General features: G+C 63.6%; 31 protein-coding genes. 24 read left to right on the forward strand and 7 right to left on the reverse strand.

The window, feature by feature from the left end:
- Window positions 1-80: 80 nt before the first annotated feature.
- On the reverse strand, window positions 81-335 hold the full coding sequence (locus QMG80_RS12600) for a hypothetical protein (RefSeq protein ID WP_085773119.1): 255 nt from the start codon (window positions 333-335) through the stop codon (window positions 81-83).
- Between the two features lie 429 nt (window positions 336-764).
- Here QMG80_RS12600 and QMG80_RS12605 point away from each other — a divergent pair, with 429 nt between their 5' ends.
- The 7 genes from QMG80_RS12605 to QMG80_RS12635 all read left to right on the forward strand — a co-directional run bounded on the left by QMG80_RS12605 (window position 765) and on the right by QMG80_RS12635 (window position 6,670).
- Entirely contained in the window at window positions 765-2,537 is a 1,773-nt protein-coding gene (locus QMG80_RS12605; protein WP_085773120.1) for an acetolactate synthase 3 large subunit, read from the forward strand.
- Window positions 2,530-2,928 carry a nuclear transport factor 2 family protein gene (locus QMG80_RS12610; RefSeq protein ID WP_199768998.1) on the forward strand — a complete coding sequence of 133 codons (399 nt, stop codon included), beginning with the start codon at window positions 2,530-2,532 and terminating at the stop codon, window positions 2,926-2,928. Before QMG80_RS12605 ends, QMG80_RS12610 begins: the two co-directional genes overlap by 8 nt.
- A 1-nt stretch (window position 2,929) precedes the next feature.
- Window positions 2,930-3,481, forward strand: a complete 552-nt coding sequence (gene ilvN, locus QMG80_RS12615) for an acetolactate synthase small subunit (RefSeq protein WP_085773122.1) — start codon at window positions 2,930-2,932, stop codon at window positions 3,479-3,481.
- Window positions 3,482-3,686: 205 nt separating this feature from the next.
- Window positions 3,687-4,073 (forward strand): hypothetical protein, encoded by a 387-nt coding sequence (locus QMG80_RS12620; RefSeq protein ID WP_085773123.1) that lies wholly within the window; start codon window positions 3,687-3,689, stop codon window positions 4,071-4,073.
- 131 nt (window positions 4,074-4,204) lie between these two features.
- Entirely contained in the window at window positions 4,205-4,591 is a 387-nt protein-coding gene (locus QMG80_RS12625; RefSeq protein WP_158658881.1) for a hypothetical protein, read from the forward strand.
- A gap of 322 nt (window positions 4,592-4,913) precedes the next feature.
- Window positions 4,914-5,303, forward strand: coding sequence for a response regulator (locus QMG80_RS12630; protein WP_085773125.1), 390 nt, complete (start codon window positions 4,914-4,916; stop codon window positions 5,301-5,303).
- Window positions 5,300-6,670 carry a PleD family two-component system response regulator gene (locus tag QMG80_RS12635; RefSeq protein WP_085773126.1) on the forward strand — a complete coding sequence of 457 codons (1,371 nt, stop codon included), beginning with the start codon at window positions 5,300-5,302 and terminating at the stop codon, window positions 6,668-6,670. Before QMG80_RS12630 ends, QMG80_RS12635 begins: the two co-directional genes overlap by 4 nt.
- 136 nt (window positions 6,671-6,806) lie before the next feature.
- Here the strand turns inward: QMG80_RS12635 and QMG80_RS12640 are convergent, their stop codons facing one another.
- From QMG80_RS12640 to QMG80_RS12650, 3 genes are all read right to left on the reverse strand, one after another.
- Window positions 6,807-7,190, reverse strand: coding sequence for an SH3 domain-containing protein (locus QMG80_RS12640; protein ID WP_085773127.1), 384 nt, complete (start codon window positions 7,188-7,190; stop codon window positions 6,807-6,809).
- 304 nt (window positions 7,191-7,494) lie between these two features.
- A complete protein-coding gene (locus QMG80_RS12645) occupies window positions 7,495-8,295 on the reverse strand; it encodes a TOBE domain-containing protein (protein ID WP_085773128.1) in 801 nt (266 codons plus the stop codon).
- Between the two features lie 297 nt (window positions 8,296-8,592).
- Window positions 8,593-8,796 carry a hypothetical protein gene (locus QMG80_RS12650; protein WP_085773129.1) on the reverse strand — a complete coding sequence of 68 codons (204 nt, stop codon included), beginning with the start codon at window positions 8,794-8,796 and terminating at the stop codon, window positions 8,593-8,595.
- A 746-nt stretch (window positions 8,797-9,542) separates the two neighbouring features.
- Here QMG80_RS12650 and QMG80_RS12655 point away from each other — a divergent pair.
- The 7 genes from QMG80_RS12655 (at window position 9,543) to ahcY (ending at window position 16,775) form a co-directional block, all read left to right on the forward strand.
- On the forward strand, window positions 9,543-9,785 hold the full coding sequence (locus tag QMG80_RS12655; RefSeq protein ID WP_085773130.1) for a hypothetical protein: 243 nt from the start codon (window positions 9,543-9,545) through the stop codon (window positions 9,783-9,785).
- A gap of 170 nt (window positions 9,786-9,955) precedes the next feature.
- Window positions 9,956-10,411 (forward strand): HMA2 domain-containing protein, encoded by a 456-nt coding sequence (locus tag QMG80_RS12660; RefSeq protein ID WP_085773131.1) that lies wholly within the window; start codon window positions 9,956-9,958, stop codon window positions 10,409-10,411.
- 61 nt (window positions 10,412-10,472) lie between these two features.
- Window positions 10,473-12,113, forward strand: coding sequence for an NRAMP family divalent metal transporter (locus QMG80_RS12665; RefSeq protein ID WP_199768999.1), 1,641 nt, complete (start codon window positions 10,473-10,475; stop codon window positions 12,111-12,113).
- Between the two features lie 131 nt (window positions 12,114-12,244).
- Window positions 12,245-14,482, forward strand: coding sequence for a carbohydrate porin (locus QMG80_RS12670; protein ID WP_085773133.1), 2,238 nt, complete (start codon window positions 12,245-12,247; stop codon window positions 14,480-14,482).
- A 32-nt stretch (window positions 14,483-14,514) separates the two neighbouring features.
- Window positions 14,515-14,841: a nucleotidyltransferase family protein gene (locus QMG80_RS12675; RefSeq protein WP_245299993.1), complete on the forward strand. Its 327-nt coding sequence runs from the start codon at window positions 14,515-14,517 to the stop codon at window positions 14,839-14,841.
- A complete protein-coding gene (locus QMG80_RS12680; protein ID WP_085773135.1) occupies window positions 14,841-15,209 on the forward strand; it encodes a HepT-like ribonuclease domain-containing protein in 369 nt (122 codons plus the stop codon). The genes QMG80_RS12675 and QMG80_RS12680 overlap by 1 nt, the downstream gene beginning before the upstream one ends.
- Before the next feature lie 153 nt (window positions 15,210-15,362).
- Window positions 15,363-16,775 carry an adenosylhomocysteinase gene (ahcY, locus tag QMG80_RS12685; protein WP_085773136.1) on the forward strand — a complete coding sequence of 471 codons (1,413 nt, stop codon included), beginning with the start codon at window positions 15,363-15,365 and terminating at the stop codon, window positions 16,773-16,775.
- 75 nt (window positions 16,776-16,850) lie between these two features.
- Here the strand turns inward: ahcY and QMG80_RS12690 are convergent, their stop codons facing one another.
- Window positions 16,851-17,081 carry a hypothetical protein gene (locus tag QMG80_RS12690; protein ID WP_158658882.1) on the reverse strand — a complete coding sequence of 77 codons (231 nt, stop codon included), beginning with the start codon at window positions 17,079-17,081 and terminating at the stop codon, window positions 16,851-16,853.
- A 211-nt stretch (window positions 17,082-17,292) separates the two neighbouring features.
- Here QMG80_RS12690 and QMG80_RS12695 point away from each other — a divergent pair, with 211 nt between their 5' ends.
- Both QMG80_RS12695 and QMG80_RS12700 read left to right on the forward strand, forming a co-directional pair.
- Window positions 17,293-17,970 carry a M15 family metallopeptidase gene (locus tag QMG80_RS12695; protein ID WP_281926137.1) on the forward strand — a complete coding sequence of 226 codons (678 nt, stop codon included), beginning with the start codon at window positions 17,293-17,295 and terminating at the stop codon, window positions 17,968-17,970.
- 65 nt (window positions 17,971-18,035) lie between these two features.
- A complete protein-coding gene (locus tag QMG80_RS12700; RefSeq protein WP_085773138.1) occupies window positions 18,036-18,320 on the forward strand; it encodes a YARHG domain-containing protein in 285 nt (94 codons plus the stop codon).
- A gap of 123 nt (window positions 18,321-18,443) precedes the next feature.
- Here the strand turns inward: QMG80_RS12700 and QMG80_RS12705 are convergent, their stop codons facing one another.
- Entirely contained in the window at window positions 18,444-18,941 is a 498-nt protein-coding gene (locus QMG80_RS12705; protein WP_085773139.1) for a GFA family protein, read from the reverse strand.
- 129 nt (window positions 18,942-19,070) lie between these two features.
- Here QMG80_RS12705 and QMG80_RS12710 point away from each other — a divergent pair, with 129 nt between their 5' ends.
- Window positions 19,071-19,550 (forward strand): cupin domain-containing protein, encoded by a 480-nt coding sequence (locus tag QMG80_RS12710; protein WP_085773140.1) that lies wholly within the window; start codon window positions 19,071-19,073, stop codon window positions 19,548-19,550.
- Between the two features lie 32 nt (window positions 19,551-19,582).
- Here QMG80_RS12710 and QMG80_RS12715 read toward each other — a convergent pair whose 3' ends face one another.
- Window positions 19,583-20,257 carry an alpha/beta hydrolase gene (locus QMG80_RS12715; RefSeq protein WP_085773141.1) on the reverse strand — a complete coding sequence of 225 codons (675 nt, stop codon included), beginning with the start codon at window positions 20,255-20,257 and terminating at the stop codon, window positions 19,583-19,585.
- A 295-nt stretch (window positions 20,258-20,552) separates the two neighbouring features.
- Between QMG80_RS12715 and QMG80_RS12720 the strand changes: the two genes are divergently transcribed.
- From QMG80_RS12720 to QMG80_RS12750, 7 genes are all read left to right on the forward strand, one after another.
- Window positions 20,553-21,563 carry a tetratricopeptide repeat protein gene (locus QMG80_RS12720; protein ID WP_158658883.1) on the forward strand — a complete coding sequence of 337 codons (1,011 nt, stop codon included), beginning with the start codon at window positions 20,553-20,555 and terminating at the stop codon, window positions 21,561-21,563.
- 373 nt (window positions 21,564-21,936) lie between these two features.
- Window positions 21,937-22,332 (forward strand): hypothetical protein, encoded by a 396-nt coding sequence (locus QMG80_RS12725; RefSeq protein WP_158658884.1) that lies wholly within the window; start codon window positions 21,937-21,939, stop codon window positions 22,330-22,332.
- 129 nt (window positions 22,333-22,461) lie between these two features.
- Window positions 22,462-23,103: a MotA/TolQ/ExbB proton channel family protein gene (locus QMG80_RS12730; protein ID WP_085773144.1), complete on the forward strand. Its 642-nt coding sequence runs from the start codon at window positions 22,462-22,464 to the stop codon at window positions 23,101-23,103.
- Window positions 23,103-23,612: an ExbD/TolR family protein gene (locus QMG80_RS12735; RefSeq protein ID WP_085773145.1), complete on the forward strand. Its 510-nt coding sequence runs from the start codon at window positions 23,103-23,105 to the stop codon at window positions 23,610-23,612. Before QMG80_RS12730 ends, QMG80_RS12735 begins: the two co-directional genes overlap by 1 nt.
- Window positions 23,609-24,322 carry a hypothetical protein gene (locus QMG80_RS12740; protein ID WP_085773146.1) on the forward strand — a complete coding sequence of 238 codons (714 nt, stop codon included), beginning with the start codon at window positions 23,609-23,611 and terminating at the stop codon, window positions 24,320-24,322. Before QMG80_RS12735 ends, QMG80_RS12740 begins: the two co-directional genes overlap by 4 nt.
- A gap of 274 nt (window positions 24,323-24,596) precedes the next feature.
- Complete coding sequence (locus tag QMG80_RS12745) at window positions 24,597-25,034, forward strand: TonB C-terminal domain-containing protein (RefSeq protein ID WP_245299994.1); 438 nt, start codon at window positions 24,597-24,599, stop codon at window positions 25,032-25,034.
- Between the two features lie 78 nt (window positions 25,035-25,112).
- A complete protein-coding gene (locus QMG80_RS12750; protein ID WP_085773148.1) occupies window positions 25,113-26,465 on the forward strand; it encodes a sialidase family protein in 1,353 nt (450 codons plus the stop codon).
- The last annotated feature ends 2 nt before the right edge of the window (window positions 26,466-26,467 follow it).

Genomic DNA, 26,467 nt, shown 5'->3' on the forward strand with positions numbered 1-26,467 from the left:
GTAAGTTACGGTGTGCGTGGCGCGCGCTTTGAAAGTCTCAGCGACAGTTGCAAGCGCGCAGAGGGATGGGCCGCGAGTCGTCAATTCGCCGGCGTTGGGATCACGATTGTCTTGACCTTGCGCTCCTGGCCATCGAGGGCGAGCGGCTCGAATTCGGTGCGGGCGGCGGGCGCGCCGCGGGCGGAAGCCGGGCAATTGCCGGTGGCGTCGAGAAGCGCGGAGCTCTGAGGCTGAGCGCCGACGACATAGCCCGCGAGGAAGAGCAACAGCCCGGCGGCGATCCCCGCTAGGCCTAAGGCTTCTGGGCTATGCACGGCGACTTGTGCTAGGCGCATGGTTCATCCTTCCCTGCGGCGCTTCCGCCGCCCGCTCATTTCACGCGCGGCCCTTATCATTTCAATCGCGCCGGGTCTCCAGAGCGCCACCGCGGACTTAGCGGAAGCCCCGGATTTTGCAGTTTCTTAGCGCGACGACGCGTCATCGTCGAGACCGGCCTCGAGCGAAGCGATCACGTTTTTCAATGAGCGCGGCGGATTGCGCGCGCCTTGACCCCGGCGCCGGGGTCGCTTAGTCTTCCGGAAGGCTTCGCTCGCCGGGGGTCCAGAGCATGGGTAGAACTCTCCTCGTATCCGCAGCGCCGAGGGACCGGGTTTAAAAGCCCGCCGTCCTCGTCGGCGCTTGACCAAGGCCCCCCGCGGGCCTTTTTTGTTGCCCAAATCGACGCGCCGCGCGCGAAAACACAAGCCAAGGAAAGCTCAGGAACGATGTCCAAGGAGATGACCGGCGCCGAGATGGTCGTCGAGGCCCTCAAGGACCATGGGGTCGACACGCTGTTCGGCTATCCGGGCGGCGCCGTGCTGCCGATCTACGACGTGCTGTTCCAGCAAGAGACCGTGCGCCACATTTTGGTGCGTCATGAGCAGGGCGCCGCGCATGCGGCGGAGGGTTACGCGCGCTCTTCGGGCAAGGTCGGCGTCCTTCTGGTGACCTCGGGCCCCGGCGCGACGAATACCGTGACGGGCCTGACCGACGCGCTCATGGACAGCATTCCGGTCGTCTGCATCACGGGCCAGGTGCCGACGCATCTCATCGGATCGGACGCTTTCCAGGAATGCGACACAGTCGGCATCACCCGTCATTGCACGAAGCATAATTACCTCGTGCGTAGCGTCGACGACCTCTGCCGAGTGCTGCACGAGGCCTTCTACGTCGCCTCGAGCGGGCGTCCAGGGCCGGTGGTCATCGACATTCCCAAGGACGTGCAGTTCGCCCGGGGTCGCTATTCGCCGCCGCACAATGTCCACCACAAGACCTATCAGCCGCAGCTCGACGCCGACATGGCGCTCATCCGCGAGGCGGTCGCGATGATGGCCGCGGCAAAACGCCCGGTCTTCTATACCGGCGGCGGCGTGATCAACTCAGGCCCGGCGGCCTCGACGCTGCTGCGCGAGCTGGTCCGGCTCACGGGTTTTCCGATCACCTCCACCCTGATGGGCCTTGGCGCTTATCCCGCCTCGGGCGAGCACTGGCTCGGGATGCTCGGGATGCACGGGACCTTCGAGGCGAACAACGCCATGCATGATTGCGATCTGATGATCGCGATCGGCGCGCGCTTCGACGACCGCATCACCGGCCGGCTCGACGCCTTTTCGCCGGGATCCAAGAAGATACACGTCGACATCGATCGCTCCTCGATCAACAAAAACGTCAAGGTCGACCTCGCCATCGTCGGCGACTGCGGCCACGTGCTCGAGGCCATGGTGCGTCTGTGGCGTTCCGAAGCGATGCATGCGGAGCAGCCGCCGCTCGAAGAGTGGCGCAATCAGATCGACGTCTGGCGCGCTAAGAAATCGCTCGCCTTCCGCAGCTCGACGACGACGATCAAGCCGCAATATGCGGTGCAACGACTGTATGAGCTGACCAAGGGCCGAGACGCCTATGTGACGACCGAGGTCGGCCAGCATCAGATGTGGGCCGCGCAGCATTATCATTTCGAGGAGCCGAACCGCTGGATGACCTCTGGCGGGCTCGGCACGATGGGCTACGGCCTGCCGGCGGCGATCGGCGTCCAGCTCGCGCATCCTAAGTCGCTCGTCATCGACATCGCCGGCGAGGCTTCGATCCTGATGTGCATTCAGGAGCTGTCGACGGCGATCCAATACCGGCTGCCGGTGAAAGTGTTCATACTGAACAACGAATATATGGGCATGGTGCGCCAGTGGCAGGAGCTGTTGCATGGCGGGCGCTACTCGCACAGCTACTCGGAGGCTCTGCCCGATTTCGTCAAGCTCGCCGAAGCCTTCGGCGCGAAGGGCATCCGCTGCTACGAGCCCAAGGATCTCGACGCGGCGATTTTGGAGATGATCGACCATGACGGGCCGGTCCTCTTCGATTGCGTCGTCGAAAAGTCCGAGAACTGCTTTCCGATGATTCCTTCCGGGAAGGCGCATAACGACATGCTGCTCGCCGATCTTTCCGATGACGCCGGCGTGGATCTCGGCGCGATCATCGACGAGAGAGGGAAGATGCTTGTCTAACCTCGTCAGCGGCGCCGATCGAGGGTTGGAGACGGAGGCGTTCGCGGCGGAATGGATCGCCGCATTCAACGCCCTAGACCTCGAGCGCGTTTTGTCTCACTACGCCGAGGACATCGTCCTCGTCTCGCCTGTCGCGATCGAGCGGCTCGGCCGCGACGACGGAGAGGTGCGGGGGAAGACCGCGCTGCGCGCATATTTTGCGACGGGCGTCTATCCGGGGTCGCCGCTGAAATTCTCGCTGCGCAATTGTTATCGCGGCGTCGCGAGCGTCGTGCTCGAATACGACCGCCACGATGGGCGTCGCGGGGCGGAGTTTATGGAATTGGACGAAGATGGGCTTATAAAGCGCGTCGTCGCCCATTACGTCAGTACCGGCTCGAAGGACCGATAGCATGAACGCCCCCGCTTCTCCGCCATCTCCTTACTCTGCCGCGACCAAGCTCTCGAACGTCGAGGCGCACACGCTCTCCGTCCTCGTTGACAACGAGCCGGGGGTGCTCGCCCGCGTCGTTGGGCTGTTCTCGGGTCGCGCCTACAATATCGATAGCTTGACGGTCGCAGAGGTGGCGCATGCGGAGCATCTCTCCCGCATCACCATCCGGACCCTCGGCGCGCCTGAGACGATCGAGCAAATCCGCCATCAGCTCGAGCGCCTCGTGCCGGTGCGCAAGGTCACCGATCTGACCCTCGGCGGCCGTTCGCTCGAACGTGAGCTCTCTATGGTCAAGGTCAAGGGCAGGGGAGACGATCGGACTGACGCGCTCCAGCTTGCCGAGGCGTTTCGCGCCAGGGTTGTGGACGCAACGACCGAAAGCTTCATATTTGAGCTGACGGGAAAGCCGGAAAAGATCGACGAGTTTGTCGATTTGATGCGGCCCATTGGGCTCGTCGAGGTCTCGCGGACGGGAGTCGCGGCCATCTCGCGTGGGCCCGACCCCATTTGAGCGACCGTCGGCCCGGGTCGCGAGCGGCCTAACCCCACCCTCGGTTTAGGATTTATTGTGCAACGCAAAAAATTTCTTGCTGCATTGCAAAATATGAGATAGGAAGAATGCGCGGAACGGCGTAGGCGGCGCTCGGACGCAATCCCTCCCCAACCAGTCCCTGCGCCGCCGGCTCGCTCCGCTCAAGTCAAGAAAGGAGCGGATCATGACGAACGGTCGACGGACTCTGGGCCTTGCGCTTTGCGCGAGCCTTATGCTCGCCGGTCTCGCGGTCCCGACGGTCGCGGACCCTTGGAACACGCAAGAGCTGCGCCCCTTGCGGGCGACGAGCTTCGAGCTGGGTTCGCAGAGAGTCCTAGCCTTCTTCGTTCCGGCCGAAGGTCAGTGCAAGGTGACGCTGATGATTGCGGACGCGCGCGACGACGCGGCGCCGAAACCTGGCTCGCGTCTCTCTTTGCGCATCGAGCCCGGGCGTAGCGCCACCTTTGACGGCCGCGACGGGCAGTCGCTGCGTCTCGCTTGCCGAGCGGAGGCTTCGGGGCTGCTGACCTCCAGGATCAAAACCCTTGCGGCCAGCGCCAACGACGAATGAGGAGAGATCCTCGACCGTCACGCGCACGCCATACTGCAGTGCAGCAGACCGCGCGTGGCGGCCTCTTGAAGATCGTGGGGCGGCAGCAGACCGCAGAATTCTTTGACATCGGTCAAGAGAAAGGAACCGAGATGAGCAAGGCTTCGCGAATGGTTGCGGCGGCGCTGGCGCTCGCCGTCTCGCTCGGCGGGAGCGCAAGCTTCGCCGCCGACGGGAACTGGGAAAGCACGATGATGAAGCCGACGCGGGCGAAGAGTCTCGATGTCGGAACGAAGCATGTCATCAGCTACTTCGTCAGCGCTGACGGCGCTTGCCGGCTGACGGCGATGATCGCAGACCGAAGCGACGATGAAGCCGCGGCCGGGGCGGCGCAGCTTCAACTCACGGTTGAGCCGGGCAAGACGGCCCGGATCGCCACGGCTGACGGCAATTCGCTGCGCTTCATTTGCCTCGGCCGCGCCGAGTGGATGACGGCGACGGTCGTCAATCGGGTCGCGCTGGGGGCGCCGGCGCAATAACTGAGGATCGGGCGGCGCGATTGGAAATCGCGCCGCGGTCTAATTCGTGCGGCGCGCCCTTGTTTGCGCGCCGCTTTTTCTTTTTTGCGAGCTTTGTCCAGACGCTTTGGCCGCTAGCGCGTTTCCCGCTCGAACGGAATCGTTCGAGCGATAGGGAATCGCGCCAAGTCAAAAAGTTAGAGCATGTCATGACCGGAAAACCGCTTCGCACTTTTCCGTGACATGCTCCAGAATTCTCATTTCATAAATCTTCATAGGCTAGCTATCTTGCACCTGTTCATCGCCGCGCGGCGCGTCGAGCGCGGGCAGAAGCGATCTCGCCATGGCCAAGACCATCCTCATCGTCGAGGACAATGAGCTCAATATGAAGCTCTTCAGCGATCTGCTGGAGCGGAGCGGCCATGTGACGCTGCGCGCCAAGACCGGCGTGGAGGCGGTGGCGCTGGCGCGAGAACACAACCCCGATCTGATTCTGATGGACATCCAGCTTCCCGAGGTCTCCGGCTTGCAGGTGACGCGCTGGATCAAGGACGACCCGGCGCTGAAATCCATCCCCGTCATCGCGGTTACGGCTTTCGCCATGAAGGGGGACGAGGAGAAGATCCTGCAGGGGGGCTGCGAAGCCTACCTTTCGAAGCCCATTTCCGTGGCGAAGTTCCTCGACACCGTCGAGAGCTTTCTCAGCAAGGGACGTGAGGACCAAATCCGATGACCGCGCGCGTGCTCGTGGTGGACGACATACTCCCCAACGTCAAATTGCTGGAGGCGCGCCTCACCGCCGAATATTTCGACGTCGTGTCGGCGACGAGCGGGCGCGAGGCGATCGAGATCGCCCGCGAGGGCCGCTGCGACGTCGTTTTGCTCGATGTGATGATGCCGGGCATGGACGGTTTCGAGGTCTGCCGGAGGCTCAAGGCCGATCCGCTGACCTTGCATGTTCCCGTCGTCATGGTGACGGCGCTGGACGAGCCGGCCGATCGCGTGCGCGGGTTGATGGCCGGGGCCGACGACTTTCTCACCAAACCCGTCGACGAGATCGCAGTGATCGCGCGCGTGCGTTCGCTTTCCCGCCTCAAGGTGATGCTCGACGAGCTGCGCGAGCGGGTGACGACCTCGGCGACGCTCGGGCTGAAGGAGGCCGCAGAGGCGATGGGGGCAGAGACCGGCGCGCCGGGACGAATCCTCCTCGTCGAAGACCGGCCGGGCCTCGCAGAAACGCTCGTCGGGGCGCTGAAGGAGCTGCATCAGGTCGACGTCGAAACAGACGCGCAGGCGGCGCTGATCCGACTGGCCGAAGGGGATTACGATCTCGCCATCATCGGGCTCGATCTCTCGGGCTTCGATGCGTTACGCTTATGCAGCCAGTTGCGGTCGCTCGAGCGCACCCGCGCGCTGCCGGTTCTCATCGCCGCCCAGCCGGAGGGACGCGCGCGGATTCTTCGCGGGCTCGACCTCGGGGTGAACGACTACATCTTGCGGCCGATCGATCGCAATGAGCTCGTCGCCCGCGTGCGCACGCAGCTTCGGCGCAAGCGCTACGCCGACGCGCTGCGCGAGAACATGCAGCAGGCGCTCGAGCTCGCGGTCGTCGACGCGCTGACGGGACTGAACAACCGGCGCTTCCTCGAATCGCACCTCGCCTCGGCGATCGACCGCGCAGCGCATGCCGGCCGCCCACTTTCGCTAATGCTCGTAGACGTCGATCACTTCAAGTCCGTCAACGACGGCCACGGGCACGACGCCGGCGACGAGGTGCTGCGGACGCTCGCGCAGCGGATCCGCCGCGTCGTGCGCAACGCCGATCTCGTCTGCCGTCTCGGCGGCGAGGAATTCGTGATCGTAATGCCGGACACGCCGCTCCCGGTCGCCGCCAGAATCGCCGAGCGCGTGCGCGACGCGGTGCAGTCCACGCCGTTCAAGATCGACGCCCCCGTCGGGCTCCTGCCGGTCACCGTCTCGATCGGCCTCGCCGAACGCGCCGCCGACGCCAACGCCGACGCGCTGATGCGCCGCGCCGACAAGGCGCTCTATGACTCCAAGGCTGCGGGGCGCAATCGCGTGACCCTCGCAGCGGCGTGAGCGGCGGTTGTTAGAGCGCGTCCCGATCGCGTGGAATCACGCGATCGAAAAGGACTCGCTCCAAATCATAAACTTAGAGCATGTCCTGACCGGAAAACCGCTTCGCACTTTTTCGTGACATGCTCTAGGAGCCGCCTCAACAAGGCCGCGAGACGTGATAGCCGAACAGGAAGCCGAGCGGGACGGTGCGGACGGGGGTAAGGCCGTCCTGGAAATAGCGCTCACTGCCGGAGTAGGGGTAGCCCTCGGTGCACCACGGGTTGAAGGGCGCGATCTGACCGCTTCGCACATAGCCCTCGAACCCGCCTCCCGCGACAAGCGTCCAGCCGTCGCGGCGCGCGTCTAGCACCGTGACGGGCATTCCCGCGCCGAGCACGGCGAGCGCATCGGATTTCAGGCTCGGCCGGCTATGCAGCTCCGCGTCTTGCGCTAGCGTTTCGGCCTGCGCGGGGGCAAGGAAGAGGGAGGCGCAAGAGAGCGCCGCGGAGACCGCAAGTTTCATCCGAGTCGAAGACCGCATCGCAGGCGTACCTCTCAACGTTCGCCGAGCGCCTATGCGTCGCGCCCAACTCCGTCCCCGCTCAACCCGTTCTGGACTGAGTTGAGAACAAATTTGTCACGGAATTGCATGGCGGAGCGTCGCGTGAGGATGTTTTGAAGTCAAGCACCGCCTTCGGGCCGCCGCCGAAGGCGGTGCGAGCGTTGCTCGCATCCTTGAGTTCAAAACGTCCTCACGCAAAATCGCCTCCATGCGATCAATGACGAGCCGCCGCCGAGTGCGGCGGGCGTCTCGCATCGCAATAGACGCCCGGCTCAGCGGCCCGTCACGCGACGGCCAGAATCACGTCTTCGGGCGCGAAATGCGCCGCGGCCTCATCGCCTGCACGAAGCTCCAGCGCTTCCGCGCGGGTGTTCGGGATCACCGCGGTCAGGCTCTTGCCGCCGCCAATGTCGAGCAGGAATTCGGTTCGCCGCGGGCCGTCGATGCGACGTGTGATGCGGCCCTGCAGGCGGTTGCGCTCGTAGAGGGGCGGCGCTTCGGCGCGCGACAGCTCCACGAATGAGGATTTCACCAAGGCGATCGCGCGCCGCCCGGGCTTCAGATCGAGCTCCTTCAGCGCCTCGTTGGTCACGACCGCATGCAGCGGGATCGCGTCGGAGAGCCGCAGCGCGACTTCGACGTCGACGGGGCCGGCTTCGATCTTGACGACCTCAGCGTGGAAGACGTTGCGGGCGGAAATCCGAAAACCTACGCTCCAGAGAAGAAAGTCGTCCACGCCCTCGAGGCCCTCGAGCGCGATCGCCGAGGAGATGCGCGTGAGACGCTCCTCGAGACGGTGGAAGGTCTCAATGAGCTTCAAGCCCTCCGCCGTAACCTCGGCGCCGCCTCCCGAGCGGCCGCCCGCCTTGAGCACGAAGGCTGGGGAGGGGAGCAGATTGTTGATGGCGGTGACGGCGTCCCAGGCGCCTTTGTAGGAGAAGCCCGTGACCTTGGCGGCTTGGGAGATGCTGCCGTGCTCGGCGACGGCCTCCAGCACTTTGATGCGATCGCGGCCGACGAGCAGACGCCCTTCGCTGCGCAGCGCCAGCGTGGCGTCGATCTTTTTATCCTGCGACGACGTCAAAGCAGGCTCGCTTGAGAGCGCGAGGCGAACAAGTGGGAAACGGTTTTTCGCATGAAGCGCGCTCTACCTTTTTGGAATCGATCACATTTCCTGCGTTCAGGCAACTCCGTCCGAAGGCAGCGTGATCCAATGAGCGTCGCTGAAGCGGCGCGGCGTCGACCTATCTAGCACGCGGGCGCGAATTGGCGAATGTCCAGCATGAGCGCGCCGCCGCCGCGGCTGCAGTCTTCCCCTTTTGAAAAAAGGGCGAGCTCCGAACAAGCGCGCCGGGGCGCGCTTGCAGGATGCGCCGCGGAGTTACCAGCGGCGATAGACGCGAACCGGACGACGATAGACGGGCCGGCCGACAGCCACCGCGCCGCGAGGCCCGACGCAGGCCGCGCCGCGCCATCCGCGCGCGCAGACCGCCGCCTCCGCCGGCTCGGCGGTTATGATGGAGATCGTGGTGAATTCGGCGAAGACGAGCGCTGCGAGTCCCGCAGCGGCGAGCAGTTTTTTCATGGATCCTCCTCTTCGGCGGCTAGAATTTCGCCGGCTTCAATCTTGTGGCGCGCCTCGTGGCGCCGTTGCCATAACTAGTGCAAGCATCTGAATGGCGCGTGAACGCCCAACTGGCGCGAATGACGCTCGGGGCGCGCGCTACGCAACAACAGCCGGCGGCAGGAAGGCAAACGGGCCCAAACTTGCCGGCGACGGCTCGCGCCGGCGAAGCTGGGTTCAGCTCAATGCCCAGCCCATGACCGAAGCCCCGACGAACAGGATGAGCACCCCAAAAAGTATGACGGGCCAAAGACCTTTCGGCATGGGCGAACTCCCTTTAGGCGTTTTCGATCGCCGCTTCGCTTGCGGCTTGCTTATACAATATAAGCGCGAAGCCGGCCATCGCCACAGAGGGCGGTTATCGCCCCGCATCGTTCAAATTACGGCACGACTCGATAGCGAGCCCTCTCGTCGGAAGCCGATCGACGTTTGCGCTGCGATATCTTGCTTGACAAATGAGTTTGCTGGGCGATATGCGCGGGTTGTACAAGATCCGTCCTCGTCTGAGACGTGATCAACCAACGAAAGAAACATGGGCAGTAGCAGCTTCGGCATCGCGTTCGCAGCATGGGTTGCGCAAGCGGCGTCGGTCGACATCGATAGCATCCGCGGTCACGGAGACCGCGTGAGAGGCGTCGCTCGAGCCTAGCGCTCCTGCCTGCCGCTCATGCTCCGGGCCGTGGAACGAAACGGCAAGGAGATGAGCGATGAACACGCTCACCAACATCCATGCGACTCGCCGGTGTTCACCCGGCGTTGCTCGCGTTTCCGCCCTAGCCGGGCTCGTCGCCGTGCGCAGCCGCGTTCGGCGCACGCTCATTTGCGCGTGGTCGGTGGATCCCGCCACCGGGCGCCTCGTCTGCACCTGGACGCGAGCTGCTCAAGGCGACCCGCTATGCCTGGAAGACGCCCAGCATCCTCCTCCCTTCGCCATTTCCCTCGCCGCCTGAGGAGACAGTCATGAACGACGGCCCGAGTAGGCCCACTGCCTGTCTTTTCGACGGAGCGGTGGGCGCAAGTCCCAAACACCTTTCAACCGATCCTGCGAAGCGGGGTGGAGCGCAGTAGAGGCCCAAAGCGCCTCTGGCGGCGGCTCACTCCTGCGGAAAGGAGATGAGCCATGACCATCCACCTCGATCCAGAAAAGGTCCGGCGCGGCGCCGTCCCGAGCACTTTTCGGGGCCGTCCCAGCGTCGGCGTTGTTCTCTACGTCCATCATGTCCCGGAACGGTTGAGGGTGCGCCTCTCGATATTGGCGCGCAACGAGCCGGCGGCAAAATTGCTCAACTCTGAATTGCTTGCGGTCGCTGGCGTGACGTCCGTGTCGATCAATTCATCGACTGGGAGCCTATTGGTCCACTACGACCGAGGCTGCTTCGAGCCCGAGGCATTTTGGATGGTTTTGCGGCGGCTCGGATACGCCGACCCGCCGCAGCCTGCGCCCTTCAAAGCCCCTAAAACAAGCCCGTCAGCTTCTCCGGAGCTGGCGAATGTTGTCACCGAGGCTCTCGTCAAAGCCATGCTCGAGCAATGGCTCGGACGGTCAGCGGCCGCGCTGATCGGCCTTCTCCTCTGAGTTCCGACCCCTTCGCTTCGCCTCGGCGAACAGCCTTCCTCAAATGACAGAAGACCTGGCCATGACCATCTCCAATCTAACAGAGGCCCCCCGCAGCGCCGTCCTCGACGAGGCCCACAGCGGGCATATCCGTGGCGCCCTGGGCACGATTCAACATGGCGACCATGGGCCGCGCACGACTTGGAAGCACCGGCTGCAGACCCTCCTTGCCATCATTGGCCCCGGTCTTATTGTTATGGTCGGCGACAATGATGCCGGCGCCTTTGGCACCTATACGCAGGCGGGACAAAACTACGGAACCACGCTGCTTTGGACGCTGCTGCTGCTGGTCCCGGTCCTCTACGTCAATCAGGAAATGGTCCTGCGCCTCGGAGCCGTCACCGGCGTCGGCCATGCGCGCTTGATCCTGGAACGGTTCGGCAAATTTTGGGGCGCTTTCAGCGTCATCGACCTCTTCTTGTTGAATGCGCTCACGATCGTCACCGAATTCATCGGCATCGCTTTGGCGCTTTCCTATCTCGGCGTCTCAAGGGAGCTCGGCGTCGCGCTATCGGCGGTCGTGATCATGCTGGCGGTCAGCACGGGCGACTTCCGCCGTTTCGAGCGCTTCGCTCTGGCGCTGTGCGCAGGCAGCCTGTTGCTGGTCCCTGTCTTCGTCATGATTCATCCGCCGCTGGGCCAGCTCGTTCGCGACATGGTGCTCGTGCGGCTTCCGGCGGACGCCAAGCTGAGCGAGGTCATGCTGCTGATCATCGCGATCGTCGGCACGACGATCGCGCCCTGGCAGCTCTTCTTTCAGCAGAGCTATGTCATCGACAAGAGGATCACGCCGCGCTTTATCAAATATCAGCGGGTCGACCTCTGGCTCGGCATCGTCATCGTCATTATCGGCGCGGCGGCGATGATGGCCTTTACATCGGCCGCATTTGCGGGCCGTCCGGAGTTCGGCAACTTCGTCGACGCCGGCGCTGTCGCGAAGGGTCTCGATCAATATGCGGGCCGCCTGCCGGGCGTGCTGTTCGCCTTAGCCTTGATCGATGCAAGCATCATCGGGGCCGCGGCGGTCTCGCTTTCGACCGCCTACGCCATTGGCGACGTGATGTCGCTGAAGCACTCCCTGCATCGCAAGCCCGCCGACGCCAAGGGCTTCTACGGCATCTATTTCGCTCTGATTGCGGTCTCAGCGGGTCTGGTCCTGACGCCCGGCGCGCCGCTCGGACTGTTGACCAACGCCGTGCAAACCCTCGCAGGCGTGCTTTTGCCGAGCGCTACGGTCTTCCTGCTGCTGCTGTGCAACGATAGGGCGGTGCTCGGTCCCTGGGTCAACTCGCGCAGCATGAACCTCTTCACTGGCGCTGTAATCGCCGTTCTTGTGATGTTGTCGATCATCCTAACGGCCTCGGTGCTCTTTCCGGAAGCAACGAATGAAACCGTGATTCTTTCGATCCTCGGGGGAGGGACGGCGGCGTCGCTCATAATCGCCCTCGCGAGCGGCGTGTTTCGCAAGAGTGGGGATGTCCAGACTAAGCGCCCCGTCAAGCCCCATACATTGGACTCCTGGCGGATGCCGCCGCTCGCTCAACTGCCGCCGACACCGCTTTCGCCCGCGAGCCGAGTCTGGATGGGCGTGTTGCGTCTCTATCTCGTCGTCGCGGGAGGCTTAGTCCTCATCAGAATCATCGGCCTCGCCATCTCGCGCTGACGGCGTGGCTCGGTCTTAAGTTCTCCCAGCTAACATTGGCGGCCTTCTTCGATGGCTCGAGTTCGAAAATATGTCGATCTAGGATAGAAGAAGGTACGGCCCAAGGCTCTCGAAGCCAGAGGAAATTCGTCATGCGTAGGCTTGCAATCATAGCGTCTATGTTTGCTTTGCACGCCGCCGTTGGCGTCGCGAAGGCCGAGGACGCCGCCTCGAGCAAGACGGCGGGGCCGCCGAAGGCCGAGGACGCACCCGCCACGCCGGCGCCGCGCGGGCGCGATTGGCGCGGACTTTATCTCGGCGGCTTATTGGGCGGCTCCATCCCGCTCGACCGCAGCGAAACTCTGCAGCCGGTGGGGGGGCTCATCGGGCCGTTCTATGATCTGCATCCGCCGTCGCAGGAGCGGGGCGGGATCGTGTTCGGCGGTCTGGCCGGCTATAATTTCCAGGCAGGCCATGTCGTGCTGGGCGCCGAGACCGAGCTCAACCTTCTCGAGGGGCGCCGCGGTCCGTCGGGAACCTTCCTCGCGCCGCCGGCCTATGCGGCGCTCGGCGTGGCGTATTATTCGCTCGCGCGGCCCTATTCGGACGGCAATTATTTCGCGAGCTTCCGCGGCCGCGTCGGCTACGCGATCGACAACGCCTTGCTCTACGCAACCTTCGGTGTCGCGACCGGCGGCTGGCGATCCGCCTCCGGCTTGATGCTGAACAATTTCGCGCCGGGAAATCTCTTCACGAGCGGCGAGACCGCCTCCTCGCGCATGAAATATGTCGCCGGCGGCGGCCTCGAATGGGGCCTCGACGACCATTGGTCGGCCCGCGTCGAATATTTGTTCCTCGACCAATCTTACGGAACGCAGCTTTTCGACAACGGCGCTTCTTACGACTTCGTGTCGAAGACGCGCACGCAGAGCCACATCTTCCGGCTAGGCCTCCTCTACAACCTCGGCGCCGACAATCTGCTGCCCAAAGCGGACAGGAAGAAGGAGGGAGCGGAAGGCGGCGGCGAGACGCAGGAAAGCAAGCAGACTGCCTGGCCGAACGTCGCCAGACCGACGGAAGGCGAAAGAACCTCCACGGCGAGCGACTCCGCGAGGATCAATCCGACGACGCCGCAGGACACGCCGCAGGAGGAACGTTACAGCTTTCATGCCCAATCGACTGAGCTCGCGCAGGGCTATCCCAAGCTCTTTGCGCTCTACAGCGGGCAAAACAGCTTGCCGCCGTCAGGGCAAGTCCGGGCGACCAATTCAACCACGGGCTATTTCGGCATGCGCCTGTGGGAGGGCGGGGAGGCCTATGTCAATCCTGAGATCGACCAGGGCTACGGGATCGCGAACACTGTGGGCGTCGCAGGCTATCCGAGCGCCGAGGCCTATAAGGTCGGCCACGCTCGGCCCTATCTTCGCTTGCCGCGTTATTTCGTGCGGCAAACCTTCGGGCTTGGCGGCGAAGGGGAGACCATCGATCCAGGACAGAATCTGCTCGGCGGCTCGGTCGACGCCAATCGGTTGACTTTCACCATCGGCAAATATTCGGTCGCCGACATCTTCGACGACAATCGCTACGCACATGACGGTCGCAACGGCTTCATAAACTGGTCGGTCATCGACATGGGCGCCTTCGACTATCCCGCCGACGCCTACGGCTATACGGAGGGCGTGTCAGCCGAGTGGAAGCAGAATTGGTGGACCGTGCGGACGGGGGCCTTTCAGCTCTCCAACGTTCCGAACAGCGAATACATCGAGCCCGTGCTCTTACGCCAATATGGGGTGGTCGGCGAAATCGAGGCGCGTCATGAGCTCTTCTTCGACCAGCCGGGCAAGGTGAAGCTTCTGGCCTTCGCCGACACTGGCTATATGGGAAAATATGACGATGCGGTTTATCTCGGCCTCATGACGAGCACGACGCCCGATGTGTCTATGAACCGCATCAGGCGCACCAAGGTCGGCGGCGGCATCAACATCGAGCAGCCCTATTCCAAGGACCTCGGTTTCTTCCTGCGCGCGAGCCTGCTCAATGGCCGCTACGAGAGTTACGAATTTTCCGATATCCAGCGCTCGCTCTCGGGAGGATTCGTGCTGAAGGGAGACTCGTGGCAGCGTCCTCGGGACGCGATCGGCGTCGCCGGGGTCGTCAACGGCCTTTCGGGGAGCCAAGTCAGATATTTTGCCGCCGGCGGCCTCGGCATCATGATCGGCGACGGCGCGCTCAACTATAACGGCGAGCACATTCTCGAGACTTATTACCGCTACAGCCTGGGCGATGGCGTCCATCTCACCGGCGACTATCAGCTCATCCAAAATCCCGCCTACAACAAGGATCGTGGGCCGGCCAACATCTTCGCCTTGCGGCTGCACGGGGAGTTTTGAGGGCGCGGCCTCGGGCGAAGCCGCCTCTCAGCATGTTCGCGGTCCTTTCATGGTATCTTGCGTTAATGGACGTCGAGGAAGCCATAAGCCGCCTGAGGGCGCATGAAGCCGAGTTGAAAAGGCTCGGCGTCGAGCATCTTTACTTGTTTGGCTCCACGGCGCGGGGGTCGGCGGGCGCGGATTCCGACGTCGATCTGTTTTTCGATCACCAAAAGGGCAAGCTCGGCCTGTACGAGCTTATGGACGTGAAAGAACGGGCGGCGGAGATCCTTGGCCGCAAGGCCGATGTGATGACGCGCGCGAGCCTGCATCCGGCGTTGAAACAGAGAATCGAAGAATCTGCTGTTCTGGTTTTTTGATGACGGCGCGGATCGTCTCGCCAAGGCCGGCGGATATCATCGAAGCGGCAGAGCACGTTCGCAGCGTGCTCGCAGGGGCGTCGCTCGCGGCCTTCGAGCAGGATTGGCAAAAGCGCTGGCTTGTCGAGCGCGGCATTGAAATGATCTCAGAGGCTAGCCGTCATCTGCCCGACGACGTGAAAGACCGGCGGTCAGAAATTCCGTGGCGCAAGGTTGCAGGTATCGGCAATGTGATCCGGCACGATTACGAGCGGGTCGCTCCCGACGTCCTATGGAAGTTGGCGCGGGACGATCTCCCGCTGCTCGAAAAGGTCTGTCGCGAGGAATTGGCCAAGGCTCTGGCGCGGGAAGGAATGACGCGAAACTGAGGGGCCACCCCCCGCTGGCGACCCCGAAACGTCGACATATAAAGACTTGCACATATCTTTATTGCATTGGGATGCGCCTTGCGCTATAGGCCGGGCGCGCTCCCAGCAGTGGGAGGGCTCGCCGATCCGGCCTCGCCAATTCCGAGGGAACACATGACCACGCATTTCCAATTCAACGACTACGCCGTCGCCGACATCGGCCTCGCCGAATGGGGCCGTAAGGAACTCGCCATCGCCGAGACGGAGATGCCCGGCCTGATGGCGACGCGGGCGGAATTTGGCGCGGCGAAGCCCTTGAAAGGCGCGCGCGTCGCGGGCTCCTTGCACATGACGATCCAGACCGCCGTGCTCATCGAGACGCTGAAGGCGCTCGGCGCGGACGTGCGCTGGGCCTCCTGCAACATTTATTCGACGCAGGATCACGCCGCGGCGGCGATCGCCGCCACCGGCACCCCGGTCTTCGCGATAAAGGGCGAGAGCCTCGTGGATTACTGGGACTACACGCACAAGATCTTCGAATGGGGCGACGGCGGCTGCCCGAACATGATTCTCGACGACGGCGGCGACGCGACGCTGCTCATTCACTTGGGCCTGCGCGCGGAGCAGGGAGATGTCGCCTTCCTCGACAAGGCGACGAATGAGGAAGAAGAGGTGCTCTTCGCCTCGATCAAGAAGCGGCTCAAGTCCAATCCCGGCTGGTATGGGCGCAACGCCACGGCGATCAAGGGCGTCACCGAGGAGACGACGACCGGCGTCCATCGCCTCTACACCATGCACAAGGAGGGCAAGCTCCTGTGGCCGGCGATCAACGTCAACGACTCGGTGACGAAGTCGAAGTTCGACAATCTTTACGGCTGCCGCGAGTCGCTCGTCGACGGCATCCGCCGCGCGACCGACGTCATGATGGCGGGCAAGGTCGCCTGCATCGCGGGCTTCGGCGACGTGGGCAAGGGCTCGGCCGCTTCGCTGCGCAACGCCGGCTGCCGCGTGCTCGTGACCGAGATCGACCCGATCTGCGCGCTGCAGGCCGCCATGGAAGGCTATGAGGTGACGACGATGGAGGACGCGGCGACGCGCGCCGACATCTTCTGCACGGCGACGGGCAATGTGGACGTCATCACGATCGACCACATGCGCGCGATGAAGGACCGCGCCATCGTCTGCAACATCGGCCATTTCGACTCGGAGATCCAGGTCGCGGGGCTGCGCAATCTCAAATGGCATAATGTGAAACCGCAGGTCGACGAGGTCGAGTTTTCGGACGGCAAGCGCGTCATTCTTCTCGCGGAAGGCCGTCTCGTGAATCTGGGCTGCGCGACGGGCCATCCCTCCTTCGTGATGTCGGCGTCCTTCACCAATCAGACGCTGGCGCAGATCGAGCTCTGGACGAAGCAGGGCCAGTATCCGACAGGCGTCTACACGCTGCCCAAGCACCTCGACGAAAAGGTCGCGGCGCTGCATCTCGACAAGATCGGCGTGAAGCTCACGAAGATGACGGACGCGCAGGCGGCCTATCTGAACCTGCCGGTCAGCGGCCCGTTCAAGTCGGACCACTATCGCTACTGAAACGTCGCGACCGACCCCGCTCGATGGAGCGGGGTCGGCGCCAGGCTAAACGTGAGCGTTGGAGCGAGAAAAGTTCTAGCGCGAGGACCACCAGTAATCATAGGTGCTTCGCGCGGGAGCGGTATGCAGGATTGTCCAGCCTGCGCCCGTCCAAACCCTTTCCTCGCAATTCGTGCAGCGGAAGGGGTCACCCATCTCCGGTCGGAAGCAAGGCGAGCACGCTTGCGCCAAAGCTGCAGTGCTCAGGCCCACGCTCGCGAGCAGCGTAGCCGCTACAATGATGATCTCCCTAGCGCGCTTTGACATGGTGGCGCCCTCCTTCGGGAGTGGCAACTAAGCTTGCCAGCCAAAATTAGAAGTCGACTTCGTGTTTTTAGTCTGTTAATCTTGAACTTAATAATCTCATTAAATTACGGTCGCCGCGATGGTCGGACGCATTTTGAGATTGGTTAATAATGCCGCAGCGCTCGCCTGCTGCATAGCGGCGCTCTCGGCAGCGGTCGCGATGGCGCAGCAAGTGGTTTCAGGTGATGCGCTCGTGCGGGCCTATCCGGATTATCTCAAAACCAGCGATGAGAAGCAGATCGTCTGGAACGACGGAACGAGAATGCCGTTGTCTGATGGCAAACCCGACAAGAGTTTCGACGAAAAGCTGAAGAACGCCTCTCTGCTCGATCAATTGAGCCTGCCCTATCCGATCGGCAAGCCGGACCATGTGCCCGGCGCGGATGAGGATCCTGGGCGTTTTCGCAATCAGGCGTTCTTTGACAAGATGTATGGCGACTGTGACAAGCACGAGACTCAAAAGCGACTCGTGAAGGTGCCCTGGTTCGGCGGCTTCGTGGAGGTCACGACGATCAACGGGGTCGCGGATAAATTGCGCGCCGTCGCCGCCGAAATAGACCGGCTGCCCGCGGCTCTGAAGCGTTACGCCTATCCGAGCGCCGGCGCCTTCGCCTGCCGCACGGTCAAGGACACCGGCAAGCGCAGCATGCACGCTTATGGCGCCGCGCTCGACATCAACACCAAATATTCCGACTACTGGCTGTGGGGCAAAGGCGCTTACCACAACCGCATTCCCTGGGAGATCGTCGAGATCTTCGAGCGCCACGGTTTCATTTGGGGCGGCAAATGGGGCCATTTCGACACCATGCACTTCGAATATCGGCCTGAGTATTTCGACGCGCGCCAATGAGGCGAAAGGTGGCGCGTTGGAACCTTACGTCGAGGGAAGCAAGCCGTTTGACAGAGGAGGAAAAAATGAAATCTTTAGCAAAATTCAGCGCGGCGCTCGCCGCTCTCCTGGGGGTGGTTGTCGTTTCCATCCCCGAGTCCGCCCTCGCGCAAGATGCTGCGGGGATGTCCTGCGGCGCCCTTTGGTACGCGCGCAACGCCATCTATGCGCGGCGCGGTTACTGCTTCAACACGGCGCGGGCCCGCGCCGTGTTCGGCGCCGGCTGCTTCCCGCCCTATGGCCATTTGAGCGGATGGGAAGCAAGCCGCGTGAACGAGCTCCAGATGTGGGAGCGCCGCAAGGGCTGCTGAGCCCCAGGGCTACAGCCCCAGGGCTACGCGCGGCGCGGCGCTTCCTGGAACCTTGCGCTCGCCGGGGAGAGTTCTCGCGCGAAGCCGGGGCGCCGGGAGGCTCGCGGTCCGTCGTGCTCTCGTTCAACGTCCGAAAAACATTGCCATCCGCGCCCCGATCAATTTCGCGAAGAGTTTCGGCGGGAAGCTTAGATAGCAGGGCGCGTCGTCGGGCATGGGCGACTGGGTCTGGCGACGCCGAACATTCGTGCGCATGTCGATGGGCGGAAGTTCGCCCTCGTAGCGATGGCGATAGCTCGAGACCCAGAACCCTGGGTCGAACTTGAGAAACATGCCTGAGTTGCAGCAACCCGCCACAACGCGTCGCGTCGGTGAGTTGGGTTTCAACCGACGGTCGACGAGAAGCTCTTCGCCGGACACGCAGCGAAAGCGATCGTCGCGGTAGATCAGATAAGGGGCGCCGCCGTCGTCATCGAGCACGCGCGGCGCCTCCGGCAGCGCTTCGATGCGTCGGCCGCCTTCCTGACAGTCGAGACAGTAGCAGACAGCGGAGAGAAGGGTCTCGCCGCTCCCTTCGCAGCGAACGCGTCCGCAGACGCATGAGGAAGTCCTGACCTTCAAGGGCGGCCCCGTCTGTTGTGTGGGATTTTGCTAGAGTAGCAGCTTGACGCCGATTGCGCTCGCGCTCTTGCGAAGGGAGGCGTCTTGGCTATTCTCTTGCAACGCCCAAGCACAGAGAGGGAGTAAAAGATGGAGTCGCCCGATCCACCCTTGGCCGTGGAGGCGGCCCTCGCCGCGCCGCGCGCGAAGAGATCGAATCTTCCTGAGCCCTTTTTCACCCGAATGGCGGGCCGCGAGCGACGTCCTCTCGGCGAGCTCTTCGGCCTCAAGAATTTTGGGGTCAATTTGACGAGCATCGCGCCGGGAGGAGAAACCTCGCTCTTGCATCGCCACGGGCGGCAGGACGAATTCGTCTTTATCCTGGAGGGAGAGCCGACGCTCGTCACCGAGCGCGGCGAGGTCCTGCTGCGCCCCGGCATGTGCGCCGGTTTTGCTGCGGGCGGCGCCGCGCATCATCTGGTCAATCGCAGCGAATCCGTCGTCGTTTATCTCGAGATCGGCGACCGCACCCCAGGAGATTGGGCGGAATATCCGAACGACGACCTCGCCGGCAGACTCGACGAAAGCGGGCAGTGGACCTTCAGCCACAAGGACGGACGGCCCTATTGACGCGGCTGGTGGGGCGCCCTTTCGCGCCCGCCTTAATCTCCCCGCGCAGGAATGGCGATGCGCGGCGGATTGCCGAGGCGCTTGTCGAGATAGTTGGAGACCTCGATGATCAGCGGGTCGATCTTGTTCTCGAAAAAGTGGTTCGCGCCCTTCACGACCGCATGCTCGATCGTGATGCCCTTCTGCGTCTTCAGCTTCTCGATCAAGCCGGTCACCTCCTTCAATGGCGCGACGCGATCGATGTCTCCATGGACGAAGAGGCCCGAAGAAGGGCAGGGGGCGAGGAAGGAGTAGTCGAAGCGGTTCGCGGGCGGAGCCACCGACACGAAGCCCTCGATCTCGGGGCGACGCATGAGGAGCTGCATGCCAATCCAGGAGCCAAAGGAAACCCCGGCGATCCAACAGGCGCGCGCTTCCGGATTGACGGCCTGCGCCCAGTCGAGCGCCGCGGCCGCGTCGGAGAGCTCGCCCGCGCCATGGTCGAACATCCCCTGGCTGCGCCCCACGCCGCGAAAATTGAAGCGAAGGACGGAAAAGCCGCGTTCCGCGAAGGCATAGTAGAGGTGATAGACGATCTGATTATTCATCGTTCCGCCGAACTGCGGATGCGGATGCAGCACGATCGCGATCGGCGCGCCGCGCGTCGCAGATTGGTGAAACCGGCCCTCGAGCCTGCCGCCCGGGCCGCTGAAGATTACTTCGGGCATTTTTTCCTCAGGGATGAAAAGTCCTTCGCCGCCGGCGCGAGCCGTGAGCTCGACCTCGACTTTGCGCGTTCCATCCTGGCAAAGCAGGCTGGCGCAGCGCGCGATGAGCGTTCTTAGCATCAGAGTCCTCGGCGATTGCAAGGATTTTCGTGCGCGGTCGGCGCATTTAGCCTCATCGAGCGCTACGAGGCGCCTTCCCTGGAAACGCAAGGTCTGCAATGTTGCTCGTGCGAGGCCGGCTCAACATTCGCCGTCGAAAGAAGCTGCGCCCTTCCTGATGCGGGAGAAGAAGCAAATGTCTGCTCGATATTCAGACCGATTGCGGTGGCCTTTCGCCTCCGCCTGCTTGGCGTTCCTTGTCGGCGCCGCCCCTTTCGCTGCGCATGCGCAAGCCGGGCAAGGCTGGGCGGCTTGCAGCGGCCAGGCTCCGGACGCCGCGATCGACGCCTGCTCGAAGCTCATCGCGAGCTTCGGTCCCAAAGAGACGGCCCACAACAAGGCGGCGGCCTTCTACAACCGCGCCAACGCCTATGTGGCGAAGGGCGACTATGAGCGCGCCTTCCCGGATTTCGCCAAGGCGTTGGAGCTCGAGCCGAAGTCGGCGAGCATGCTTTCCGCGCGCGCGGCGGCCTACCGCGGCCAGGGCGATTACAAGTCGGCCGTGAAGGATCTAGACGCCGCGATCAAGCGCGACCCCAAGAACGCCGACATCTTTATCAGCCGCGGCGCCGCGCGATACGGTCTGCACGACTTCGACGGCGCCATCGCCGACTTTGGCGAGGCCTTGAAGTTCAATCCGACTTACGGTCCCGCCTTCACCGCCCGCGCCAAAGTTTACATGCAGGAGCGCAAAGAGGAGAAGGCGCTGGCCGATTTCGCAGAGGCCGTAAAATACGACAAGACCGCGGCGCCTTATCTCTCGCGCGGCGACCTCTACCTCGAGATCAAGGACGCGGATCGCGCGATCGCCGACTTCACGGAAGGCCTGAAGCGCGAACCGAACTCTGTCGTGGCCTTCGTCGACCGCGGCTCCGCTTGGCGTAGCAAGGGCGAGCTCGACAAGGCGATCGCCGACTATGACGCGGCGCTCAAGATCGACCCGAAGCTCGTCCCGGCGCTCTACAACCGCGCGAGCATCTGGCGCATGAAAAAGGAATTTCCGCGCGCCAAGGAGGATTACGAGGCGATCCTGAAGTTGAGGCCCGATTTTCCAGAAGCCAAGAAGGGGCTGGAGGAAGTGGATCGCCTGATCTCCTGGCAGGCCAAGAACGCCGCGAAAGCGGCGGCGCCCACTGCAAAGCCCTAGATGTGGAGCACAACAGGCGGCGACCCGCCCTTAGGAGGGAGGGGCCGCCTTTTGTGGGAGACGCCGAAAAAGCTTGAGCTTGTCATGGAGGAGTCCTTCGGGCGCGACAAAGAGTTAGGCGCGAAGGCAGTCGTGACGGAGGAGTTTCGCGGAACGATGCGCCGGTGTTGACGCCGTTGCGGAAGACGCGCGCAGCGCGTGGCGGAGACCGCGCATCTCCGGTTCCCCGGTCCATTTTTTAGGTTTCCGCCTTTCTGGTTTCGCAGGCGAATTCATCTGGATCTTTACTGCTACGTGGATTGGTTCCAAGCGCTCGCGCATTGTCAGCAGTAAAAATATCCGATATGAGACAGATATGTCGCAAAAGGCCGGAATGAGTGCGCGTGTTCGGGCGTTCGTCGTCTTCGGCGCGATTTGCGCCGTGACGATCGGACTGCTCGCGCCAGCGTTTCTCCGGCCCGTGTTGCAGACGGCGAGCGGCTCCGCCGTGGAATGCCCCCACCATCTCCTCGCCAAAGGCGTGATGAGCGCGGCAGAAGACGGCGCAGCTTCGCACGCGCCACGCCCGTCTGGTTTCCCCGGTTGTCCCGATTGCTGTTTGGCCGCCGCCCATTTGGGGAAGGCGGTTCTGGCGTTCCGCAATTCTTATTTCTCGCGGCTTGAAGGGCGCGTCGCCTCGCGCATACGCTACGCCGATTACACGGCGAGCGCTGTCAAGCCCGTGGCGGCCGAGCCCGCCAATGGCGCGCGCGCCCCGCCCGCAGCCTAAGCCCCTTTCCCACTCTTCCCACACCCGCGCTCGCTCACGCGAGAGGGCTCGCGCCGCGCGGCCAATAAGCAAAAAGCCCGACGTCCGCTTGGAGCGGCGGCGCAAGGGCTATAGAGGGAACAACAAGCCATGGACTATTCATCGATAAACCCGCTTACGATGTTCTATGCCGCGGGACTCGTCGGCAAGTCGGTCATCCTCCTTCTTCTCGCCGCCTCGATCTACACCTGGGTGCTCATTCTGATCGGCGCCTATTCCATCGTGAAGATCGGCCGTTCGGCGCAGGAAGCGCGTTCGGGCGGCGACGTCGGCGTGTTGGCGCCGGTCGACGCTGTCGGCAAAGCGGCTGCGGCGCTCGTAGTGGAGGGCGAGTCGGCCAACGAGCGGCGCGAGAGAATCGCCGAGCAGATGAGCCGAGCCGCGCGCGAGATGCTGGCGCGAGAAGAAGGCGGCCTGCCCAATCTTGCGATCATCTCGTCGACGGCGCCCTTTATCGGCCTCTTCGGCACGGTCTGGGGGATCATGTCGAGCTTCGCGAGCATCGCGCAGGCGCAGGACACGAGCCTCGCGGTCGTCGCGCCGGGTATCGCGGAAGCGCTGGCGACGACCGCCTATGGACTCTTCGCGGCCATTCCCGCGGCGGTCGCCTATAACCGCATCGGCGCGAACTTCGGGCGCCTCGGCCAGCAGGTCGCCCATTGGATCGAGGACGTGGCGCTCTCGCATGTTTCGGATCGCCCCGTCCTGCCGCGTAAGAAGGAGGCCGCGTAATGGCTTTCTCCACGCGCTCCAACGCCAGCAAAGATCTTTATCAGCCGCTGGCTGAAATCAACGTTACGCCGCTCGTCGACGTGATGCTGGTGCTTCTGATCATTTTCATGATCACCGCGCCGCTGCTCGCCAAGGGCGTCAAGGTCAACCTGCCGCAGGCGAAAGCGGCCGTGCCGCTCAACCAAAAAGACCCGATCATGGTCACGGTGAGCAAGGACGGCAAGATCTCGCTCGGCGTCGACGAAGTGTCGCCGGAGGCGTTGATCGACGGCGTTCGCGCCATGATGGGCGAAGAAGTCAACCGCGTCGTGCACGTGCGCGGCGATACGGAAGCGGTTTACGGCCAGATCGTCGCGGTTATGGACAAGCTCGCGACGAATGGGATCACCCATATCGCGATCATGACCAATTCGCGTAAGGCGGGCGCTGGCGGCGCCTCGGCGCCGGTCTCCGTCCCCGCGGTCGCGCCTCCCGCGCCGGCCCCGGCTCCTGCGGGAGGCGGCAGATGACGGACCTCGCAGCGCTCCCATCCTTTGCGGATAGATCGTTTGAGAGCGGTTTTCCTGGCGTTCGGCCGAGTTGGCTGAAGCCGCTCTCGATCGCTGTCGTGCTCCTCGGCCATGTGGCGCTCGGCTTGCTGTTCATGAACTTCGCGCTCGAGAAGATCGTTCCGCTCGATTCGATGAGTGCGGACCTGATTCCCGAAGGCGACCAATTCGAATCGGTCGAGCAGGTCGAATTGGACGACGTGCCGCCGCCCGAGGCGCTCGAGCAGCCGGACTTCGCCATTCCGCCGCCGCTCGTCATGCATCCCGAGGCGCCGCCGCTGCCGGCGAAGAAGGATGTCGTCGAGCCTGAGAAGCAGGTCGTGGAGAAGCGTCAGGAGACTCCGCGAGCCGAGCACAAGCAGCAGGCGCAGGAGCGTCACCGGCTCGGCATAGAAGGCGGCCAGGCGGCTTCCGGCGGCATCTCGCGCGCCACCTATGCGGCTCAACTCTCGGCGGCAATCCGTCGCCATGTGCCGAGCTCGTCGAGGCTTGGCGCGGGCGCGGCGAACTGCAGCTTTCACGTAGGCCCTGGGGGCGGAATGGGGGGCATCGCTTGCTCGGGGTCCACCCCGGCGCATGCGGCGCTGCTGCGGACCGCCATCGCCTCGGTGCAAGCGCCGCCCCCGCCGGGTGGCGGGTTCTTCGCCTCGCAGTCCGTCAACTTCCATTAGGGCGCGATACGGATATGCGGAAACCGGTTTTTCGCATAAGTCGCGCTCTAAACCTTTAGAATCGATCGCGTTTTCTGGCTTTCAGGCGACTCCGCCCGAACGCAGCGTGATCTAGCGCGTTTCCCGCTCGAACGGAATCGTTGGGGCGATAAGGAATCACGCTAAATCAAAAGGTTGAAGCGAGTTCTCCCGCGCGGAGCTTCCGTGCGGGAGGAACATCAGCCGCGCGCCTGCGCCGCGCGCCGACAAGGATGGCGGTAAGGGGATGTCGAGCATGCGCATTTCATGGGGCGTTGTGATCGCGTTGTCGTTGGGGCCGGCTTGCGCGCAAGCGCAAACGGCGCAGCCAGCGTCGCCTTTAGCCGAGAAGCCCAAGGCCGTGGCTCCGGCGGCTCCTGCCGCGCCGAAGCCGGCCGAGACGACGGCGGCCGCGCCGCCGCAAGAGGAGATTCGCTCCGAAAGCAAGTTCCTCGCCGTGCTCTACGCCGAGATCGCGAAGCAAAGCGCTTCGGAGGAGGAGAAAGAGCTGGGCGAGGGGCAGGCGAGTGCAAGCTTCCATGTCGACGCGAATGGCAAGATCGACAAGGTGACGATCGACAATACGACGAGCGAGGCGCATTCGGCGGCGGTGAAGCGCATCCTCGCTCAGGTCAAGGTCCCGCGACCGCCGAACGGCGGCATGGATATCGGCCAGACCTTCAAATTCCACTAGGTCACGCCGCTTTCAAGCCGCCGACACGCAGACAGCGCGGGTGGCTAATCGGTTGGAAGATCGCGGGCAGGAGAAGTCATGAATCCGGCAGATTGGCGCGCTGCGTTTAAATCCACTTCGTTCGGCGCGCTCGCCCTCGCGGCGATGGCCGCGGCGGTTATCGTCTCCCATCCCGCCCGCGGCGAATCTCGCGCAACCGCCGTTCCGACGGCTGCGCCAGCCGCGAAAAGCGGAGAGGGCGGCCATGAGGGCCACATGATGGGCGCGCCTGCAGCCCCCGCCTGCCTGGACCCGCTGCCACGTTGCGCCTCGACCGCCGAGCCTGCCTTCTCCCGCGATGGAACGCTCTGGCTCGCCTTCCCCGTAGGCGACAAAATCTATGTCGCGTCCTCACGCGACAGCGGCGCGAGCTTCGCGCCGGCGGTCGTCGCGGCGACCGTGACGGGCGGCGTGATCGACGCCAATGGCGAGGCGCGCCCCAAGATTGCGGCGCTCCCCAATGGCGCGCTCCTCATCAGTTACACGGCGCGGCCAGAGAAGAGCTATGACGGCTCGATCTGGCTCGTTCGCTCGGTGGATGGCGGCAAGAGCTTCTCGGCGCCCGAGCCGCTCCTCGATTCCACCGGGCAGCGCTTCGACATTTTCCTCGTCTCGCCGAAGGGTCGCATCTACGCAGCCTGGCTCGACAAGCGCGACGCCGCTGCGGCGAAGCAGGCGGGCGAAGCCTTCGCAGGCAGCGGGATCGCCGTCGGCTGGTCCGACGATGGGGGCAAGAGCTTTGTGGGCAAGAAGATCCTGATGGATCATTCCTGCGAATGCTGTCGCGTGTCGGCGGCGTTTGACCCGGACGGCCAGCCCGTGTTCGCCTGGCGACACGTCTACGACGACAATCTGCGCGACCATTACGTCGCCAAGCTCTCCAAGGACGGCGCGACGCTTTCGGGCGGCCGCGTCAGCGAGGACGAGTGGGCGACGGGTTGCCCGCATCAAGGGCCGTCACTGGCGATCGACGCCGCTGGAACCTGGCATGTCACCTGGTTCACCAACGGCAAGGCGCGCAAGGGGCTGTTCTACGCATCGAGCGCCGACGGCGGAAAGAGCTTTTCGGCGCCCCAGAAACTCGGAGATGACGCGAAGGCGCCTTCGCGCGCGGCGATCCTCTTTTCGAAAGGCAAGCTCTACCGCGTCTGGAAAGAGTTCGACGGAACGACGACCGGCATTCTCCTGCAATCGTCCAAAGACTCGGGGAAGAGCTGGAGCGCGGCGCGGACAGTGGCGACGACGGCCGAGACCTCCGATCAGCCTCGGCTTATCGACGGTAAGACCGGCGTCTATCTCTCCTGGCTGACCAAGGTCGAGGGCTACCGGCTATTGCCGCTCGGGCGGGAAGACGCCGCTGAGGCGGCGCAACCCGCGCTGGCGAAGAAGTGAGC

Source organism: Methylocystis bryophila, from assembly GCF_027925445.1.
Taxonomy (GTDB): Bacteria; Pseudomonadota; Alphaproteobacteria; order Rhizobiales; family Beijerinckiaceae; genus Methylocystis; species Methylocystis bryophila.

Bases quoted from the DNA above. Each gene is read 5' to 3' on its own strand.
- QMG80_RS12680 (WP_085773135.1), top strand. From the start codon at position 14,841: ATGACGGCGCGGATCGTCTCGCCAAGGCCGGCGGATATCATCGAAGCG.
- QMG80_RS12725 (WP_158658884.1), top strand. From the start codon at position 21,937: ATGAGTGCGCGTGTTCGGGCGTTCGTCGTCTTCGGCGCGATTTGCGCC.
- QMG80_RS12710 (WP_085773140.1), top strand. From the start codon at position 19,071: ATGGAGTCGCCCGATCCACCCTTGGCCGTGGAGGCGGCCCTCGCCGCG.
- QMG80_RS12625 (WP_158658881.1), top strand. From the start codon at position 4,205: ATGAGCAAGGCTTCGCGAATGGTTGCGGCGGCGCTGGCGCTCGCCGTC.
- QMG80_RS12675 (WP_245299993.1), top strand. From the start codon at position 14,515: ATGTTCGCGGTCCTTTCATGGTATCTTGCGTTAATGGACGTCGAGGAA.
- QMG80_RS12740 (WP_085773146.1), top strand. From the start codon at position 23,609: ATGACGGACCTCGCAGCGCTCCCATCCTTTGCGGATAGATCGTTTGAG.
- QMG80_RS12665 (WP_199768999.1), top strand. From the start codon at position 10,473: ATGACCATCTCCAATCTAACAGAGGCCCCCCGCAGCGCCGTCCTCGAC.
- QMG80_RS12635 (WP_085773126.1), top strand. From the start codon at position 5,300: ATGACCGCGCGCGTGCTCGTGGTGGACGACATACTCCCCAACGTCAAA.
- QMG80_RS12605 (WP_085773120.1), top strand. From the start codon at position 765: ATGTCCAAGGAGATGACCGGCGCCGAGATGGTCGTCGAGGCCCTCAAG.
- QMG80_RS12745 (WP_245299994.1), top strand. From the start codon at position 24,597: ATGCGCATTTCATGGGGCGTTGTGATCGCGTTGTCGTTGGGGCCGGCT.
- QMG80_RS12670 (WP_085773133.1), top strand. From the start codon at position 12,245: ATGCGTAGGCTTGCAATCATAGCGTCTATGTTTGCTTTGCACGCCGCC.
- QMG80_RS12630 (WP_085773125.1), top strand. From the start codon at position 4,914: ATGGCCAAGACCATCCTCATCGTCGAGGACAATGAGCTCAATATGAAG.
- QMG80_RS12690 (WP_158658882.1), bottom strand. From the start codon at position 17,081: ATGTCAAAGCGCGCTAGGGAGATCATCATTGTAGCGGCTACGCTGCTC.
- QMG80_RS12660 (WP_085773131.1), top strand. From the start codon at position 9,956: ATGACCATCCACCTCGATCCAGAAAAGGTCCGGCGCGGCGCCGTCCCG.
- ilvN (WP_085773122.1), top strand. From the start codon at position 2,930: ATGAACGCCCCCGCTTCTCCGCCATCTCCTTACTCTGCCGCGACCAAG.
- QMG80_RS12650 (WP_085773129.1), bottom strand. From the start codon at position 8,796: ATGAAAAAACTGCTCGCCGCTGCGGGACTCGCAGCGCTCGTCTTCGCC.
- QMG80_RS12655 (WP_085773130.1), top strand. From the start codon at position 9,543: ATGAACACGCTCACCAACATCCATGCGACTCGCCGGTGTTCACCCGGC.
- QMG80_RS12700 (WP_085773138.1), top strand. From the start codon at position 18,036: ATGAAATCTTTAGCAAAATTCAGCGCGGCGCTCGCCGCTCTCCTGGGG.
- ahcY (WP_085773136.1), top strand. From the start codon at position 15,363: ATGACCACGCATTTCCAATTCAACGACTACGCCGTCGCCGACATCGGC.
- QMG80_RS12715 (WP_085773141.1), bottom strand. From the start codon at position 20,257: ATGCCCGAAGTAATCTTCAGCGGCCCGGGCGGCAGGCTCGAGGGCCGG.
- QMG80_RS12750 (WP_085773148.1), top strand. From the start codon at position 25,113: ATGAATCCGGCAGATTGGCGCGCTGCGTTTAAATCCACTTCGTTCGGC.
- QMG80_RS12730 (WP_085773144.1), top strand. From the start codon at position 22,462: ATGGACTATTCATCGATAAACCCGCTTACGATGTTCTATGCCGCGGGA.
- QMG80_RS12720 (WP_158658883.1), top strand. From the start codon at position 20,553: ATGTCTGCTCGATATTCAGACCGATTGCGGTGGCCTTTCGCCTCCGCC.
- QMG80_RS12600 (WP_085773119.1), bottom strand. From the start codon at position 335: ATGCGCCTAGCACAAGTCGCCGTGCATAGCCCAGAAGCCTTAGGCCTA.
- QMG80_RS12620 (WP_085773123.1), top strand. From the start codon at position 3,687: ATGACGAACGGTCGACGGACTCTGGGCCTTGCGCTTTGCGCGAGCCTT.
- QMG80_RS12735 (WP_085773145.1), top strand. From the start codon at position 23,103: ATGGCTTTCTCCACGCGCTCCAACGCCAGCAAAGATCTTTATCAGCCG.
- QMG80_RS12640 (WP_085773127.1), bottom strand. From the start codon at position 7,190: ATGCGGTCTTCGACTCGGATGAAACTTGCGGTCTCCGCGGCGCTCTCT.